The organism is Nocardioides iriomotensis (assembly GCF_004168035.1).
Taxonomy (GTDB): Bacteria; Actinomycetota; Actinomycetes; order Propionibacteriales; family Nocardioidaceae; genus Nocardioides_B; species Nocardioides_B iriomotensis.
Genome location: NZ_SDPU01000032.1, coordinates 139,273 through 154,888, shown reverse-complemented (window position 1 = coordinate 154,888; position 15,616 = coordinate 139,273). Strand labels below are relative to the sequence as shown.

The 15,616-nt window shown below is 70.9% G+C and carries 14 protein-coding genes; 6 read left to right on the top strand and 8 right to left on the bottom strand.

Annotated features, from left to right (window positions below):
• Positions 1-40 precede the first annotated feature (40 nt).
• The 8 genes from ETU37_RS17805 to dnaA form a co-directional block, all read right to left on the bottom strand.
• Positions 41-661 (bottom strand): DUF3566 domain-containing protein, encoded by a 621-nt coding sequence (locus tag ETU37_RS17805; RefSeq protein WP_129988685.1) that lies wholly within the window; start codon positions 659-661, stop codon positions 41-43.
• The gene (gene gyrA / locus ETU37_RS17800) at positions 661-3,390 is read right to left on the bottom strand and encodes a DNA gyrase subunit A (RefSeq protein ID WP_129988684.1); all 2,730 of its coding nucleotides are present in this window, start codon (positions 3,388-3,390) and stop codon (positions 661-663) included. The genes ETU37_RS17805 and gyrA overlap by 1 nt, the downstream gene beginning before the upstream one ends.
• A 45-nt stretch (positions 3,391-3,435) precedes the next feature.
• Positions 3,436-5,544 carry a DNA topoisomerase (ATP-hydrolyzing) subunit B gene (gene gyrB, locus ETU37_RS17795; protein ID WP_420819119.1) on the bottom strand — a complete coding sequence of 703 codons (2,109 nt, stop codon included), beginning with the start codon at positions 5,542-5,544 and terminating at the stop codon, positions 3,436-3,438.
• A 300-nt stretch (positions 5,545-5,844) separates the two neighbouring features.
• Positions 5,845-6,441 (bottom strand): DciA family protein, encoded by a 597-nt coding sequence (locus ETU37_RS17790; RefSeq protein WP_206054012.1) that lies wholly within the window; start codon positions 6,439-6,441, stop codon positions 5,845-5,847.
• Positions 6,431-7,579: a DNA replication/repair protein RecF gene (gene recF, locus ETU37_RS17785; protein WP_129988683.1), complete on the bottom strand. Its 1,149-nt coding sequence runs from the start codon at positions 7,577-7,579 to the stop codon at positions 6,431-6,433. The genes ETU37_RS17790 and recF overlap by 11 nt, the downstream gene beginning before the upstream one ends.
• Before the next feature lie 20 nt (positions 7,580-7,599).
• Entirely contained in the window at positions 7,600-8,499 is a 900-nt protein-coding gene (gene gnd, locus ETU37_RS17780) for a phosphogluconate dehydrogenase (NAD(+)-dependent, decarboxylating) (RefSeq protein ID WP_129988682.1), read from the bottom strand.
• A gap of 58 nt (positions 8,500-8,557) precedes the next feature.
• Positions 8,558-9,700, bottom strand: coding sequence for a DNA polymerase III subunit beta (gene dnaN, locus ETU37_RS17775; RefSeq protein ID WP_129988681.1), 1,143 nt, complete (start codon positions 9,698-9,700; stop codon positions 8,558-8,560).
• A gap of 460 nt (positions 9,701-10,160) precedes the next feature.
• Entirely contained in the window at positions 10,161-11,648 is a 1,488-nt protein-coding gene (gene dnaA, locus ETU37_RS17770; RefSeq protein ID WP_129988800.1) for a chromosomal replication initiator protein DnaA, read from the bottom strand.
• Positions 11,649-12,233: 585 nt separating this feature from the next.
• On the opposite strand from dnaA, the gene rpmH reads away from it, so the two are divergent.
• The 6 genes from rpmH to rsmG all read left to right on the top strand — a co-directional run bounded on the left by rpmH (position 12,234) and on the right by rsmG (position 15,495).
• The gene (gene rpmH / locus ETU37_RS17765) at positions 12,234-12,371 is read left to right on the top strand and encodes a 50S ribosomal protein L34 (protein WP_109507056.1); all 138 of its coding nucleotides are present in this window, start codon (positions 12,234-12,236) and stop codon (positions 12,369-12,371) included.
• Positions 12,310-12,855, top strand: coding sequence for a ribonuclease P protein component (gene rnpA, locus ETU37_RS17760; RefSeq protein WP_338068625.1), 546 nt, complete (start codon positions 12,310-12,312; stop codon positions 12,853-12,855). Before rpmH ends, rnpA begins: the two co-directional genes overlap by 62 nt.
• Positions 12,852-13,112: a membrane protein insertion efficiency factor YidD gene (yidD, locus tag ETU37_RS17755; protein WP_129988679.1), complete on the top strand. Its 261-nt coding sequence runs from the start codon at positions 12,852-12,854 to the stop codon at positions 13,110-13,112. Before rnpA ends, yidD begins: the two co-directional genes overlap by 4 nt.
• Complete coding sequence (gene yidC / locus ETU37_RS17750; protein WP_129988678.1) at positions 13,113-14,141, top strand: membrane protein insertase YidC; 1,029 nt, start codon at positions 13,113-13,115, stop codon at positions 14,139-14,141.
• 77 nt (positions 14,142-14,218) lie between these two features.
• A complete protein-coding gene (locus ETU37_RS17745) occupies positions 14,219-14,830 on the top strand; it encodes a Jag family protein (RefSeq protein WP_420819118.1) in 612 nt (203 codons plus the stop codon).
• Between the two features lie 62 nt (positions 14,831-14,892).
• Positions 14,893-15,495, top strand: a complete 603-nt coding sequence (rsmG, locus tag ETU37_RS17740) for a 16S rRNA (guanine(527)-N(7))-methyltransferase RsmG (RefSeq protein ID WP_240755808.1) — start codon at positions 14,893-14,895, stop codon at positions 15,493-15,495.
• Positions 15,496-15,616: the final 121 nt, after the last annotated feature.

Below are 15,616 nucleotides of genomic sequence, written 5' to 3'. Positions count from 1 at the left end.
TACCGCATCGTCTCGGCGCCGCCCAAACCGAGGCCGACGCTCAGTGGTCGTCCTCGGCGAGGGTGACCTCGAGCCCGCCGAGCAGTGCCGCGGCGAGGTTGTAGAGGAACGCGCCCAGGGTCGCGATGGCCGTGATCAGGATGACGTCGACGACCGCGACGATCATCGTGAAGCCGAGCACGCGACTGGTGCCGACGTAGTTCTGGATGTCGAACGTCGACGCCGACTCGCCGCCCAGCACGTCGGTGACGGTGGAGTTGATCGAGTCCCACACGCCGGCCGCGCCGAGCACCGCCCAGACGACCGCGACCGACACCACGGTGACGATGCCGAAGGCGATCGACAGCAGGAACGACGTCTTCATCACCGACCACGGGTCGAGGTGCACCAGCCGCAGCCGGGCACGACGGGTCCGCCCGGGCCGGGGCGAGGACGCCGCGGGACGGCCGGGCACCGGTCCCGGTCGCGACGGGGTCGTCGTCCGGGTGCTCGGCCCGGACGGGGACGCGGCCTGCTGCACCGCGCTGCTCGCGGCGGACACGGCGGCGGAGACCCGCTCGCTCAGCGGACGCCGGGACTCGTCGTCGGCCGTGCTGCGACCCGGGGTTCCGAGCGAGCGTCGTGGGGCGAGTGGAGTGTCGTCGCCACGGCGGTCAGCCATCAGGACTCCTCAGTGGTCTGGTCGGGGGCGCCATCGACGGCAGGGTCGCTGTCGATTGTCGCATCCCCCTGGTCATCCGACACCTCGGCGGAATCCGTGGCCTGAACCGCGTCTCCCGCGGCGGCCTCGGCGGCCTCGGCGGCGGACTCCTCCTCCGCCTCCTCGACGGCCTCCTCGATCTCGGGTGCCCGCTCGACGCTGCGCGCGACCTGGGCCACGGCGTCCCCGTCGCTCACCCCGACGAACCGGACACCCTTGGTGTCGCGGCCGGTGGGCCGCAGGTTGTCGTCGATCGCGGAGCGGGTGACCTGGCCGGACGACTTGATCGCGAGCACCTCGTCGCCCTCGACCACGATGAAGGCGCCGACCAGGTTGCCGCGGTCGTCGTCCTGCTTCATGGTCTTGATCCCGATTCCTCCGCGGGTCTGGAGGCGGTAGTCGGCGATCGACGTCCGCTTCGCGAAACCGCCGTCGGTGATCGTGAAGACGTACTGCTCCTGCACGTCGGGCAGGTCGCCGGCCGCGGTGGACTCGCCGGTCGCCGCCGCCTTCTCGTGGGCGGCCTCCTCGGCGGCGATCTGCTCCCCCCGGATCACGGACATCGAGAGCATCTCGTCGCCCTCGCGGAACTTCATGCCGGTCACGCCGGAGGTCGCCCGGCCCATCGCGCGCATGTCGGTGGAGAGGAACCGGATCGCCTGGCCCTTCTTCGACACCAGCAGCACGTGGTCGTCGTCGCCGACCAGCTCGGCCCCGATCAGCTCGTCGTCGTCCTCGCGGAAGTTGATCGCGATGACGCCGGCCTGCCGCGGGCTGTTGTAGTCGCCGAGGCTGGTCTTCTTGACCAGGCCGCTGCGGGTGGCGAGCACGAGGTACGGCGCCTGGTCGTAGTCGCGGATCGCCAGCACCTGGGCGATCTCCTCGTCGGGCTGGAACGACAGCAGCCCGGCGACGTGCCCGCCGCGCGCGTCGCGCGAGGCCTCGGGCAGGTTGTAGGCCTTGGTGCGGTAGACCCGCCCGGCCGTGGTGAAGAACAGCAGCCAGTGGTGGTTGCTGGTCGCCATGAAGTGCTCGACGACGTCGTCGCCGCGGAGCTGCGCACCGCGGACGCCCTTGCCGCCGCGCTTCTGGATGCGGTACTGGTCGGCGCGGGTGCGCTTGGCGTAGCCGCCGCGGGTGATCGTGACGACGAGGTCCTCGTCGGGGATCAGGTCCTCCATCGACAGGTCGCCGTCGGCGGGGATGATCTGGGTACGGCGGTCGTTGCCGTAGCGCTCCACGATCTCGGCGAGCTCGTCGCCGACGATCTGCCGCTGGCGGGGCTCGCTGGCCAGGATGTCCTCGAGGTCGGCGATGACCGCCTCGAGGCGGGCCAGCTCGTCGACGATCTTCTGCCGCTCGAGGGCCGCGAGCCGGCGCAGCTGCATGTCGAGGATGGCCTGCGCCTGCACCTCGTCGATGTCGAGCAGCTGGATCAGGCCGGTGCGGGCCTCGTCGACGTCGGGGCTGCGCCGGATGAGGGCGATGACCTCGTCGAGCGCGTCGAGCGCCTTGACCAGGCCGCGCTGGATGTGGGCGCGACGCTCGGCCTCGGCCAGGCGGAAGCGGGTCCGCCGCTGGATGACCTCGATCTGGTGGGCCACCCAGTGGCTGACGAACTGGTCGATCGTCAGCGTGCGCGGCACGCCGTCGACGAGCGCGAGCATGTTGGCGCTGAAGTTGGTCTGCAGCTCGGTGTGCTTGAGCAGGTTGTTGAGCACCACCCGGGCGACGGCGTCGCGCTTGAGCACGACGACCAGGCGCTGACCGGTGCGCGAGGAGGTGTCGTCGCGGACGTCGGCGATGCCCTGCACCCTGCCGCTGTCGGCGAGCTCCGCGATCTTCAGCGCGAGGTTGTCCGGGTTGACCATGTAGGGCAGCTCGGTGATGACGAGGTTGGTGCGGCCCTTGGAGTCCTCGTCGATCTCGATCACCGCGCGCTGGGTGATCGAGCCACGACCCGTGCGGTAGGTCTGCTCGATGCCCTGCCGGCCGACGATCAGCGCGGCGTTGGGGAAGTCGGGACCCTTGACCCGCTCGATGAGCGCGTCCTGCAGCTCCTCACGGGTGGCGTCGGGGTGCTCGAGCGCCCACTGCGCACCCTCGGCGACCTCACGCAGGTTGTGCGGCGGGATGTTGGTCGCCATGCCGACCGCGATGCCGGCCGAGCCGTTGACCAGCAGGTTGGGGAACCGCGCCGGAAGGATCGTCGGCTCCTGCGAGCGACCGTCGTAGTTGGGCGCGAAGTCGACGGTGTCCTCGTCGATGTCGCGGACCATCTCCATGGCCAGCGGCGCCATCCGGCACTCGGTGTACCGCATCGCGGCCGCGGGGTCGTTGCCCGGCGAGCCGAAGTTGCCCTGGCCGTTGATCAGCGGCGCGCGCATCACCCACGGCTGCGCGAGCCGGACCAGGGTGTCGTAGATCGCGGAGTCGCCGTGCGGGTGGTACTGACCCATCACGTCGCCGACGACGCGCGAGCACTTGGAGAAGCCGCGGTCGGGGCGGTAGCCCCCGTCGTACATGGCGTAGAGGACGCGGCGGTGCACCGGCTTGAGCCCGTCTCGCACGTCGGGCAGCGCGCGCCCGACGATGACGGCCATCGCGTAGTCGATGTAGGCGCGCTGCATGGAGGTCTGCAGCTCCACCGGCTCGATCCGGCCGCCGGGCTCGATCACGTTCTCAGTCACAGGTCAGCTTTCTTCGTCGTACGACGGGGTGCGGGGGGTTCCGGACTAGATGTCCAGGAACCTGACGTCCTTGGCGTTGCGCTGGATGAACGAGCGGCGCTGCTCGACGTCCTCGCCCATGAGGATCGAGAAGATCTCGTCGGCCTGGGCCGCGTCGTCGAGGGTCACCTGGAGCATCAGCCGCTGGTCGGGGTCCATCGTGGTCTCCCACAGCTCGTCGGCGTTCATCTCGCCGAGACCCTTGTAGCGCTGGACGGGGTTGTCCTTGGGCAGCTTCTTGCCCTCCTCCTGGCCGGCGCGCAGCAGGGCGTCGCGCTCGGCGTCGGAGTAGACGAACTCGTGCTCGGCCGGCTTGTTCCAGCGCAGGCGGTAGAGCGGCGGCTGCGCCATGTAGACGTGGCCGTGCTCGATCAGCGGGCGCATGAAGCGGAACAGCAGCGTCAGCAGCAGGGTGTTGATGTGGTGGCCGTCGACGTCGGCGTCGGCCATCAGCACCACCTTGTGGTAGCGCAGCTTGTCGAGGTCGAACTCCTCGTGGATGCCGGTGCCGAGCGCGGAGATGATCGCCTGCACCTCCTGGTTGCCCAGGACCTTGTCGAGACGGGCCTTCTCGACGTTCAGGATCTTTCCGCGGATCGGCAGGATCGCCTGGACGCGCGGGTCGCGGCCGGACTTGGCCGAGCCGCCGGCGGAGTCGCCCTCGACGATGAAGACCTCGCACTCGGCGGGGTTGGTCGACTGGCAGTCGGCGAGCTTGCCGGGGAGGCCTCCGCCGCCGAGCAGGCCCTTGCGGCTACGGGCGAGGTCGCGGGCCTTGCGCGCGGCGATCCGGGCGGTCGCCGCGGCCTGGGCCTTGCGGACGATGTCCTTGCCCTCGGCGGGGTTCTGGCCGAGCCAGTCGCCGAGCTGCTCGTTGACCAGCCGCTGCACGAAGCTCTTGGCCTCGGTGTTGCCGAGCTTGGTCTTGGTCTGCCCCTCGAACTGCGGCTCGCCGAGCTTGATCGAGATGATCGCGGTCAGGCCCTCGCGGATGTCGTCACCGGAGACCCGGTCCTCCTTCTTCTTGATCAGGCCCCACTCCTCGCCCCAGTTGTTGACCAGGCTGGTGAGCGCGGCGCGGAAGCCCTCCTCGTGGGTGCCGCCCTCGTGGGTGTTGATCGTGTTGGCGAAGGTGTGCACCGACTCCTGGAACGAGGTGTTCCACTGCATCGCGATCTCGAGGCTCATCGCGCTGCGGTTGTCGGTGCCGTCCTGCTCGGCCGAGAAGGAGATGATCGACGGGTTCGCCTTCTCCTTGCGCCGGTTGAGGTGCTCGACGTAGTCGATGAGGCCGCGGTCGTACCTGAACCGCTGCTCGAGCGCGGCGCCGTCACCGCGGATGGCGTCGTGACCACCGTCGACCTCGCTGCTGATCGTGTCGTCGGCGACCGCCTCGGCGATGTCGTCGGCGTCGGCACGCTCGTCGCGGACGACGATCTCGAGGCCCCGGTTGAGGAAGGCCATCTCGCGGATGCGGTGGGTGATGGTCTCGAGGGAGTACGTCGTGGTCTCGAAGATGTCCGGTGAGGCCCAGAACGTCACGGTCGTCCCGGTCTCGTCGGTCTCCTCGAGCTGCTGGAGCGGCCCGTCCGGCACGCCGAGGCTGAAGGTCTGCCGCCAGTGGTGGCCGCGGTTGCGGACGTCGACCTGGAGCGTGCTGCTCAGGGCGTTGACCACCGAGACGCCGACACCGTGCAGGCCGCCGGAGACCTTGTAGCCGCCACCGCCGAACTTGCCGCCGGCGTGCAGCATCGTCAGCGCCATCGTCACGGCCGGCATCTCCTGGCCGGGCGCGGTGTCGGTCGGGATGCCGCGGCCGTTGTCGGAGACGCGGACGGCACCGTCCTCGAGCAGGGTCACCACGATCCGGTCGCAGTGCCCGGCGAGGGCCTCGTCGACCGCGTTGTCGACGATCTCCCAGATCAGGTGGTGCAGTCCGCGCTCGCCGGTGGAGCCGATGTACATGCCGGGACGCTTGCGGACCGCCTCCAGGCCCTCGAGGACCTGGATGGCGGAGGCGTCGTACTTGCCGTCCTCGACGGCGTGGTTGCTGCCGGCGGGGGCGAGGGCCGCAGCGGTCTCGGCGATGTCTTCCGGAGTGGGCTGGTCGGCCACGAGCCATCCTTTGCGCTGTTCATCTCGGGGGGTCGCACCGCCGGTGGCGGCATGACGAAGGTCGACCTCGGCAGTGCGTCGCTCGGGAGTCGACCTCACCGCCCAGTGTACCCGCCAGGGCGTCAGACGAGACAGTACGACTCGTGTTTCGGGGGGATCCGACGCGAGAAAGGGCGATTGTGGGCCTCACAGGGCACCTGCGGCGGGCTGCGGGGGGCGGTCGTTGGTCCCCATACGGCCGCGGGGCCGCCAGATCGGCTCAGCGGGCCGTGCGTCGAGTGACCCGGGGAGCGGGTCGGGTCAGCCGTAGGTGTCGCGCGGGCCGCGGCCACCCTTGACCGAGCGCAGGCCCTTCTTCCAGCTCGGCACGTGCGGACCGAGCACGTCGATCAGGGTGACGGTGCCGTCGCCGAGCTCGTCGTTGAGACGGGTCAGCACGGTGGGCGCGAGCAGCTTCATCTGGGTGGCCCACGCGGTGGAGTCGGTGCGGATCACCAGGGTGCCGCCGCCGTCGGCGCGGTCGCCGGGGGTGAACGACTCGGGCCGGCAGTGCTGGGCGACCTCGCGGCCGACCAGGTGCTCCCAGCGGCTGAAGACGCCGTGCACCCGGACGTCGGTGCCCCAGCCCTGGTCGGCGATGAGCCGGCCGATGGTGTGGTCGAGCAGCTGGGGGTCGCGGTCGTCGGGGTGCGCGCCGCTGGCCGACGGGTCTGTACGGCGGGGCCGGCCGCGCCGGCTCCCGGCGGGGCGGCGCCGCTTGGCGGGTCCGCCCGTGCCGGCCAGTCCGCGGGCGATCGAGCGGGCCAGGTCCAGGCCGGTGTCCCGGTGGTCGTCGCCCGGCGAGGTTGTCTCGCCGGGTGGCTCCTGGGGAGTGGGGTCGTGGGGCTCAGTCGGCACGGGCCGCCACCTTCCCGTCGACCACGTCGACGCGGCGGCCCCGCAACGCGGCGGGCACGTCGGCGGCGACCGCCGCGGTGACCAGGACCTGCTCGGCGCCGGCGACCAGCTCGGCCAGGCGTTCGCGACGCTCGGTGTCGAGCTCGGCGAACACGTCGTCGAGGATCAGGATCGGGTCGTCGCCCTCGCTGCGCAGCAGGTCGTAGGAGGCCAGCCGCAGCGCCAGCGCGAACGACCAGGACTCCCCGTGGGAGGCGTAGCCCTTCACCGGCAGTGGTCCGAGGCCGAGGTACAGCTCGTCGCGGTGTGGCCCGACCAGGCTCACCCCGCGCTGGACCTCGTCGGCCTTGCGGCGCTCGAGCTCGGCGAGCAGCGCGTCCCGCACGACGACCCGGTCGCGGGTCTCGGGCAGCTCGAAGGACGCCCGGTACTCCAGGTTCGCGTCGTCGCGGCTGGCCCAGTTCTTCGTCTGGGCGACGGCCTCGTAGGCGCGGCCGACGAGGGGGCCGAGGTCGTCGACGAGGACGAGCCGCGCGGTGAGCAGCTCGGCGCCGAGCGTGGCGAGCTGCTGGTTCCAGACCTCGAGGGTGCTGTCGAAGTGCTCGTCAGGCCCGCGGCGGCCGCCGCGGTCGCGGGCGTTCTTGAGCAGGGCGTTGCGCTGCCGCAGCACCCGGTCGTAGTCGGCGCGCACCCCGGCGTACCGCGGTGCCCGGAGCACGAGCAGGTCGTCGAGGAACCGGCGCCGGTCGGAGGGGTCGCCCTTGACCAGGGTCAGGTCCTCGGGGCTGAACAGGACGGTGCGGACCAGGCCGAGCATCTCGCGGGCGCGGGGGAGCGGGGCCCGGTTGATCCGGGCGCGGTTGGACCGGCCGGGGTTGATCTCGATCTCCAGCAGCGCCTCCCGGCCGTCCCGGACGACCGCGGCGCGGACGACGGCCTGGTCGGCGCCGTGCCGGACGAGCGGGGCGTCGCTGCTCACCCGGTGCGAGGACAGCCGGGCGATGTAGTCGACCGCCTCGACCAGGTTGGTCTTGCCCTGCCCGTTGCGGCCGACGAACGACGTCACGCCCGGCTCGAGGGCGACCTCGGCCTCGGCGTACGACCGGAAGTCGTGCAGGGAGAGACGGACGACGTGCACGAGTGCTGCCGGAGCCCGCGTCAGCTCGCGTCGCCGCCGGGCGGCGCCGCGGTGTGGGTGGCGTGCCCGCCGAACTGGTTGCGCATCGCGGCGACGGCCTTCATCGCGGGGCTGTCGTCCTGGCGGGACACGAACCGGGCGTACAGCGCGGCGGTGATCGCCGGGGTGGCGACGGCGTTCTCGATGCCGGCCTCGACGGTCCAGCGTCCCTCGCCGGAGTCGTCGGCGTAGCCGCGGATCTCGTCGAGGTGCTGGTCCTCGTCGAGCGCGGCGACGAGCAGGTCGAGCAGCCAGGACCGGATGACCGTTCCCTCGCGCCAGGAGCGGAAGACCTCGGTGACGTTGTCGACCATCTCGACCTTCTCGAGCAGCTCCCAGCCCTCGGCGTACGCCTGCATCACGGCGTACTCGATGCCGTTGTGCACCATCTTGGAGAAGTGCCCGGCGCCGACCTTGCCGGCGTGCACCCAGCCGAACTCGCCCTCCGGCTTGAGCGCGTCGAACACCGGCTGGACCGTCTTGATGTGCGCCGGGTCGCCGCCGGCCATCAGCGCGTAGCCGTTCTCGAGACCCCACACGCCGCCGGAGACGCCGCAGTCGACGAAGCCGATGCCCTTCTCCGCCAGCAGGTCGCCGTGCCGCTGGTCGTCGGTCCACCGGGAGTTGCCGCCGTCGATGACGATGTCGCCCTCGCCGAGGAGGTCCTTGAGCTGCTCGACGGTGGCCCGGGTCGGGTCGCCCGCGGGGACCATCACCCAGACGACCTTGGGGGAGGGAAGCGCCTCGACGAGTGCCTCGAGGCTGTCGACGTCGCTGACGTCGGGGTTGCGGTCGAAGCCGACGACGGTGTGGCCGGCGCGGCGGATCCGCTCCCGCATGTTGCCGCCCATCTTGCCGAGCCCGATCAGGCCGATCTCCATGGCTTTCCTCCCGCGCGCGAGCTGGTGCAGTGAGTACCGGGCGAGCCTACGCCGCGGGTCAGGAGAGCAGGCGGCGCGGCATCAGCAGGTAGCGGAAGGCCAGGTCGGCCTCGCCATCCGGCCCGTCGACGCCCACGATCACCGCCGGCTTCGACGCCTGGGTGAACGCGAGCTCGACCACCGGGGACTCCATGGCGGTCAGGCCGTCGAGCAGGAACTGCGGGTTGAAGCCGGTGGTGATGTCGGCGCCCTTGACGTCGGCGTCGATCTGCTCGGTCGCCAGCGCCTCGTCGCCGCTGCCGGCGTCGAGGGTGAGCTGGCCGGAGGTGAAGGCGAGCTGGACCGCGGTGTTGCGCTCGGCGACGAGCGAGACGCGCTTGACCGCCTCGACGAGGGTGGCCCGGTCGACCCGCGCGATCGTCTGCTGCTCGGTCGGGAAGAGCGTGCGCACCTTGGGGAACTCGCCGTCGAGGAGCCGGGTGGTGGTGCGGCGGACGCCGCCGCCGGCCGAGCCCTCGAAGCCGATGATGCCCTCGCCGGCGCCCGACGTCGCGAGCGCGATCGTCACCTCGGCACCGGAGGTCAGCGACTTCGCGGTGTCGGCGAGCACCTTGGCCGGCACCAGCGCGGCGGCGCTCACGTCGGTGGCACCGGGGTCCCAGCCGAGCTCGCGCAGCGAGAGCCGGAACCGGTCGGTGGCCAGCAGGGACAGGTCGGAGCCGTCGATCTCGAGTCGCACACCGGTGAGCACCGGGAGCATGTCGTCGCGGCCGGCGGCCGTGACGGCCTGGCTGACCGCGTTGGCGAACAGGTCGCTCGGCACGGTGCCGGTGGCCTCGGGCATGTCGGGGAGCGTGGGGTACTCCTCGACCGGCATCGTCTGCAGGCTGAACCGTGCGCTGCCGCAGGTGAGGGACACCTTCGCGCCCTCGATCGTCATCTCGACCGGCTTGGCGGGCAGGCTGCGGCAGATGTCGGCGAGCAGGCGGCCGGAGACCAGCGCCTTGCCCTCCTCGGAGACGTCGGCGGGCACGGTCGCACGTGCCGAGGTCTCGTAGTCGAACGTGCTGAGCTGCAGGCCGTCGCTGGTGGTCTCGATGAGGAGGCCGGCCAGCACGGGGGCGCTCGGCCGGACCGGCAGGCTGCGAGCCGCCCACGCGACGGCATCGGCCAGCACGTCGCGCTCGACGCGGAACTTCACGGGTGATCGCCTCCTGCGCCGGGGTGGTCGGCGGGAACTACGAGAACGGGGCCGAGGAGTCCTCGGGGTGAGCATCCTGCCACGCGCAGCGAGTGCCGCACATAGGGAGTACGGAAGTTGTGATTCGTCCGATCCGTCCGGGGACGGGGCACCGGGAGGGCCTGCGGACCGGTTGTCCCCAGATCGGGCCGGGTCTCGGAGTTGGTCCAGGTCGGAACCATCTGTAGTCCCATCGTGTTCACAGGCACGGTGGATACTGTGGAAAACAGGGGTTCCTGCTGGTCAGCGGTCGATTTGTCGTCCCGCCGGGGTGTGGACGAAACCCGGTGCGGCTGGGGAGGCTTGTGGTTCGTCGGGCGCCGCCGACCGTCGTACACCTGTGTGTCCACAGGGCGTGCACGACGGAATGACAATTCTTCACACCGCGCTCCACACCCTGAGGGTGCCGACGGGCCCCGCGTCACGACTGGCGGGCCTGCTGCTTGATCCGGTTGGTCAGCTCGGTGACCTGGTTGTAGACGGAGCGTCGCTCGGCGAGCAGCTGCCGGATCTTCTTGTCGGCGTGCATCACGGTGGTGTGGTCGCGGCCGCCGAACTGCTGGCCGATCTTCGGCAGCGACAGGTCGGTGAGCTCGCGGCACAGGTACATCGCGATCTGCCGGCCGGTGACCAGCACGCGGCTGCGGCTCGAGCCGCACAGGTCGTCGATGGAGAGGCCGAAGTACGCCGCGGTCTGGGCGATGATCAGCGCCGCGCTGATCTCCGGCTCGCCGCCCTCGGGGATCAGGTCCTTGAGCACGATCTCGGCCAGGGTCAGGTCGACCGGCTGGCGGTTGAGGCTGGCGAACGCCGTGACCCGGATCAGGGCGCCCTCGAGCTCGCGGATGTTGGTCTGGATCTTGGAGGCGATGAACTCCAGCACGTCGGGCGGCGCGGTCATCCGCTCGGTCGCGGCCTTCTTGCGGAGGATCGCGATCCGGGTCTCGAGGTCCGGCGGCTGGACGTCGGTGATGAGTCCCCACTCGAACCGGTTGCGGAGCCGGTCCTCGAGCGCCTCGAGCCGCTTGGGGGCGCGGTCGGAGGTGATGACGATCTGCTTGTTGGCGTTGTGGAGGGTGTTGAACGTGTGGAAGAACTCCTCCTGCGTCTGGATCTTCCCCTCCAGGAACTGGATGTCGTCGATCAGCAGGACGTCGACGTCGCGGTAGCGGCGCTGGAACATCGCCGCCTTGTCGTCGCGGATCGCGTTGATGAACTCGTTGGTGAACTCCTCCGAGCTCACGTAGCGGACCCGGGCGCCGTTGAACAGGCTGCGGACGTAGTGGCCGATCGCGTGCAGCAGGTGGGTCTTGCCCAGGCCGCTGTCGCCGTAGATGAGCAGCGGGTTGTAGGCCTTGCCCGGCGCCTCCGCCACCGCGACCGCCGCGGCGTGCGCGAACCGGTTGGACGAGCCGATGACGAAGGTCTCGAAGACGTACTTCGGGTTGAGGCGGGTCTCCAGAGCGGTGCCCGCCGGCTTGGGCGCAGTGGCGCCGAACGGCGTCGGCACGTCGAGTGGATTTGTCGACAAGTCGATGGATGGATTGATCGACCCCGTGTCGTAGCCCGTGTCGAGCTCGTCACCGAGCGGGGCCGGGGCGCCGCCGTCGCCCGCGTCGCGGCCGCCCGCGGCCGACGCGACCGGCGACGGGGGTGTCGCCGGGTGCGGCGAGGCGGCCTCGAGCTCGGGGTCGACGGTGACGGCGATCCGGACCTGGGTGCCGAAGGCGTGGCCGAGGGCGTCCTCGAGCCTGGTGCGCAGCCGGCCCTCGAGCTGGTTGCGGGTGAAGTCGTCGGCGACCGCGACGATCGCGGTGTGCTCGTGGAGGGTCACCGGCCGGCTCGCGGCGAGCCAGGCCCGCTGGCTCGGCGGCAGGTCGTCGATGAGCGTCCGCCACACCGTGCTCAGGTCCGGCGCCGACGCGCCGGTCGCGGTCTCCTGGTCGGTCTGGCCCGTCGGCGGGCGGGCGGTCGAGTCGTCCACGCGGTTCTCCCCATCCTGGTGCTGCGGGTGGTCCACATCTTTGTCCACAGGTTGTGCATCCGACGGCGCCGCTGCGGGCGGAGATCGGGCCGAGACCGTGGACGTGCCTCGGAGGGCCACATCCGTGCAGGTCAGCGACGGTTTTCGACCGGCCGACCTCCGGGCCGCTCACGACCTGGTGAACCGGTCGTGGGTTGCGAGGGCGTCCACCGTGGGGAACTCGGGACGGCCCGCACGCTAACAAGCGCCGAGCCTGTGGATCAAGCGGTTGTCCACAGGTCGGGGAGAACCGCCGTGGAGAACCGGGCACCGCGGTCTCGCGCGTGCGGGTGGATCAGTTTGACCCTGTTCCGGGGCAGCCCGTACCGTTGGGAGGTCGAAGCGGACTCGACCGGTGTCGCATGCCCACTCTGCCGCCGTTCCGCCAGGATCGCGTTCGACCCACAGACCCAACCATGGTTCCCACGTCAGACCCGGGAACCGCACACCCGACACACCGGAGACACGCTCGTGAGCAAGCGCACGTACCAGCCGAACAACCGTCGCCGTCACAAGGTGCACGGCTTCCGCCTGCGGATGCGTACCCGTGCCGGCCGCGCGATCCTCTCGTCGCGCCGCCGCAAGGGCCGCAAGAGCCTGTCGGTCTGATCCGGCCGACCGTGCTGCCCGACCGGTGCTGACCCGGGCACAGCGACTCACCTCGAGCCGCGGCTTCTCCCGGACGGTCCGTCACGGCCGCCGGGCGGGCAGCCGGACGATGGTGCTCCACCTCGTGGCTGTCGCTGACCAGGACGACCAGGCGGTCCCCGCCCAGGTCGGCTTCGTGGTCAGCAAGGCCGTCGGGGGCGCGGTCGTCCGCAACCAGGTGAAACGCCGCCTCCGTCACCTCGCCCGGGAGCGACACGCGTCGCTGCCGGGCTCTGCTGTGCTCGTGGTCCGGGCGCTGCCGGCGGCGGCGACCGCGTCGTACGCCGAACTGGGCGCCGACCTGGACCGGGCACTCGACCGGCTGCTCGGTCGTTCCTCCACCGTGTCCTCCCCGGCCCCCCTGACCGCGGCCGACCCGGGCGACCCGGCCGTCCCGGCTGTCCTGGGCGACCCGGTCGATCCCGCGGGCGGGCGGTCGGCATGAAGTATCTGCTCATCGGCTTCCTCAAGCTGTACCGGCTGTTGATCAGCCCGCTGTACGGCCAGGTCTGCCGGTACCACCCGTCCTGCTCGGCGTACGCGCTCGAGGCGGTGACCCTGCACGGCAGCGTGCGAGGGAGCTGGCTCGCGATCCGCCGACTCGCCCGTTGCCACCCGTGGGCAGCCGGCGGCTACGACCCGGTGCCGGGTTCGCCCGGCACGCCCGGCAGCACTGCCACCCACCACGCCCCAGGAGCCTGAGTGATCGACCTCTTCCAAGCCCTCGGCAGCTTCATCATGACGCCGCTGTACTACGTGACGTCGTTCGTGCTGCTGGCCTTCCACCGGCTGTGGGGCGGGATCTTCGGTCCCGAGACCGGTCTGGCCTGGGTGCTGTCGATCATCGGCCTGACCCTGGTGATCCGGGCGGCGCTGATCCCGCTGTTCGTCAAGCAGATCAAGTCCAGCCGCAACATGCAGCTCATCCAGCCGAAGGTGCGGGAGCTGCAGAAGAAGTACGGCCACGACCGGGAGCGTCTCGCCCAGGAGACGATGAAGCTGTACAAGGAGACGGGCACCAACCCGTTCGCCTCGTGCCTGCCGATCCTGCTGCAGATGCCGATCTTCCTCGCCCTCTTCCGGCTCATCGACCAGGCCGCGAAGGACCCGTCGCAGGAGCGCGGCTTCATGACGGAGACGCTGAACAAGCAGTTCGGCGACGCGGTCTTCCTGGGCGCGAAGATCTCCGACACGTTCGTGTCGACCGACGAGCTCAGCGTGCGCGTGCTGGCCGCCTTCCTGGTGATCGCGATGACCGCGACGACCTTCCTCACCCAGCGTCAGCTGATGAGCAAGAACATGCCGGCGGACGCGATGTCCGGGCCGTACGCCCAGCAGCAGAAGATGCTGCTCTACGTCCTCCCGCTGGTGTTCGCCGTCGGTGGCATCGCGTTCCCGATCGGTGTCCTCTTCTACTGGACCACCTCCAACCTGTGGACGATGTGCCAGCAGTTCTACGTCATCCGGAACAACCCCGCGCCGGGCACGCCCGCCGAGGCCGCGAAGAAGGAGCGCGACGCCCACAAGGCGCAGCGCAAGGCGGAGCGGCACGGCGGAGTGGTCGAGGAGTCCCCGGCACCGGAGGTCGAGGAGAAGCCCGCGCCGCCGGTGCAGCGGCAGCAGCCCCGTAAGCAGTCGCGCAGCCAGCGCAAGAAGCAGGGGGGCACCCCCCGCAGCCAGGACCCGCAGCCGAAGCCCGGCGACGAGGAACCGGGGCCGTCGCAGGCGTGAGCTCGCCCGCCCGACCCGACGGATCCGACCGACCGACCTGACGCGCCTGATTCACCTGATTCAGCAAGGAGCACGCCGTGAGCGACCAGACCCCCGTGACCGACACCGACGACGTCACCGAGACGCCCGACGCCGACAACACCGACGAGGCCGTTGACGCCAACGACGCCAGCGACCTGGACACCGACGGGACCGAGCCCTCGGGCGAGGCCTCGTCGACGAGCAGCCCTGAGGATCTGCTGGAGACCGAGGGCGAGATCGCCGCGGACTACCTCGAGGAACTGCTCGACATCGCCGACCTGGACGGCGACCTGGACATGGACGTCGAGGGCGATCGCGCCTCGGTGTCGATTGTGGGCGGCGACCTCTCCCTGCTCGTCGGCCGCGACGGCGAGGTGCTGGAGGCGCTGCAGGAGCTGACCCGGCTGGCGGTGTACCGGGAGACCGGCGAGCGCTCGCGGCTGATGCTCGACATCGGTGGGCACCGCGCGGACAAGCGGGCCCGCCTGGAGAAGCTCGCCGCGGACACGGTCGCCACCGTCAAGGACTCCGGCGAGCGGCAGGCGCTGACGCCGATGTCGCCGTTCGAGCGCAAGGTCGTGCACGACGCCGTGGCCGCCGCCGGACTGACGTCGGAGTCCGAGGGCGAGGAGCCCCGGCGGTACGTCGTGGTGCTGCCACAGTCGTGACCTCGGACGACGTTTCACGTGAAACACCCCCCGCTCCTTCGGCGCCGGCCGAGGCCCGGGGGGTGTTCGCTGCCGGGCTCCCGACGGCGGAGCGCTTCGCGGAGCTGCTCGCCCACGACGGCGTGATCCGCGGCCTGATCGGTCCCCGGGAGACTCCCCGGCTGTGGGAGCGGCACCTTCTGAACTGCGCGGTGCTGGGCGAGCTCGTCTCCGAGCGCTCCACCGTCTGCGACATCGGCAGCGGAGCCGGTCTGCCCGGTCTGGTGCTGGCCATCGCGCGGCCCGACCTCACGGTGACGCTCGTCGAGCCACTGCTGCGGCGCACCACCTTCCTCGACGAGGTGGTGACGACCCTGGGTCTCGGCCACGTCGAGGTCGTGCGGGCGCGAGCCGAGGAGCTGCACGGTGTCCGCCGCTTCGACGTGGTGACGTCCCGCGCGGTGGCCCCGCTGCCGAAGCTGCTCCGGTGGTCGCTGCCCCTCGCTCACCCCCGGGGCGCCGTCATGGCGATGAAGGGGTCCAGCGCCCAGGAGGAGATCGACGACGCGCGGAAGCAGCTGCGCACGCTGGGGGCGGGGCCGGCCTCCGTCCACACGCTGGGAATCGGCGTCGTCGATCCCCCGACCATCGTCGTACGGGTGGAAGCGGCTCCGGTCCGCGACTAGGTTGGGACCTCGCGTCCGCCCACAGCCGGCGCGCCTCCACCGACCTTCCCCGTCCTGCCACCGAAAGGGTGCGTGTGACCCCGCTCCACAGTTCCAGCTCGGACGGCTCGGTCCCGACGGT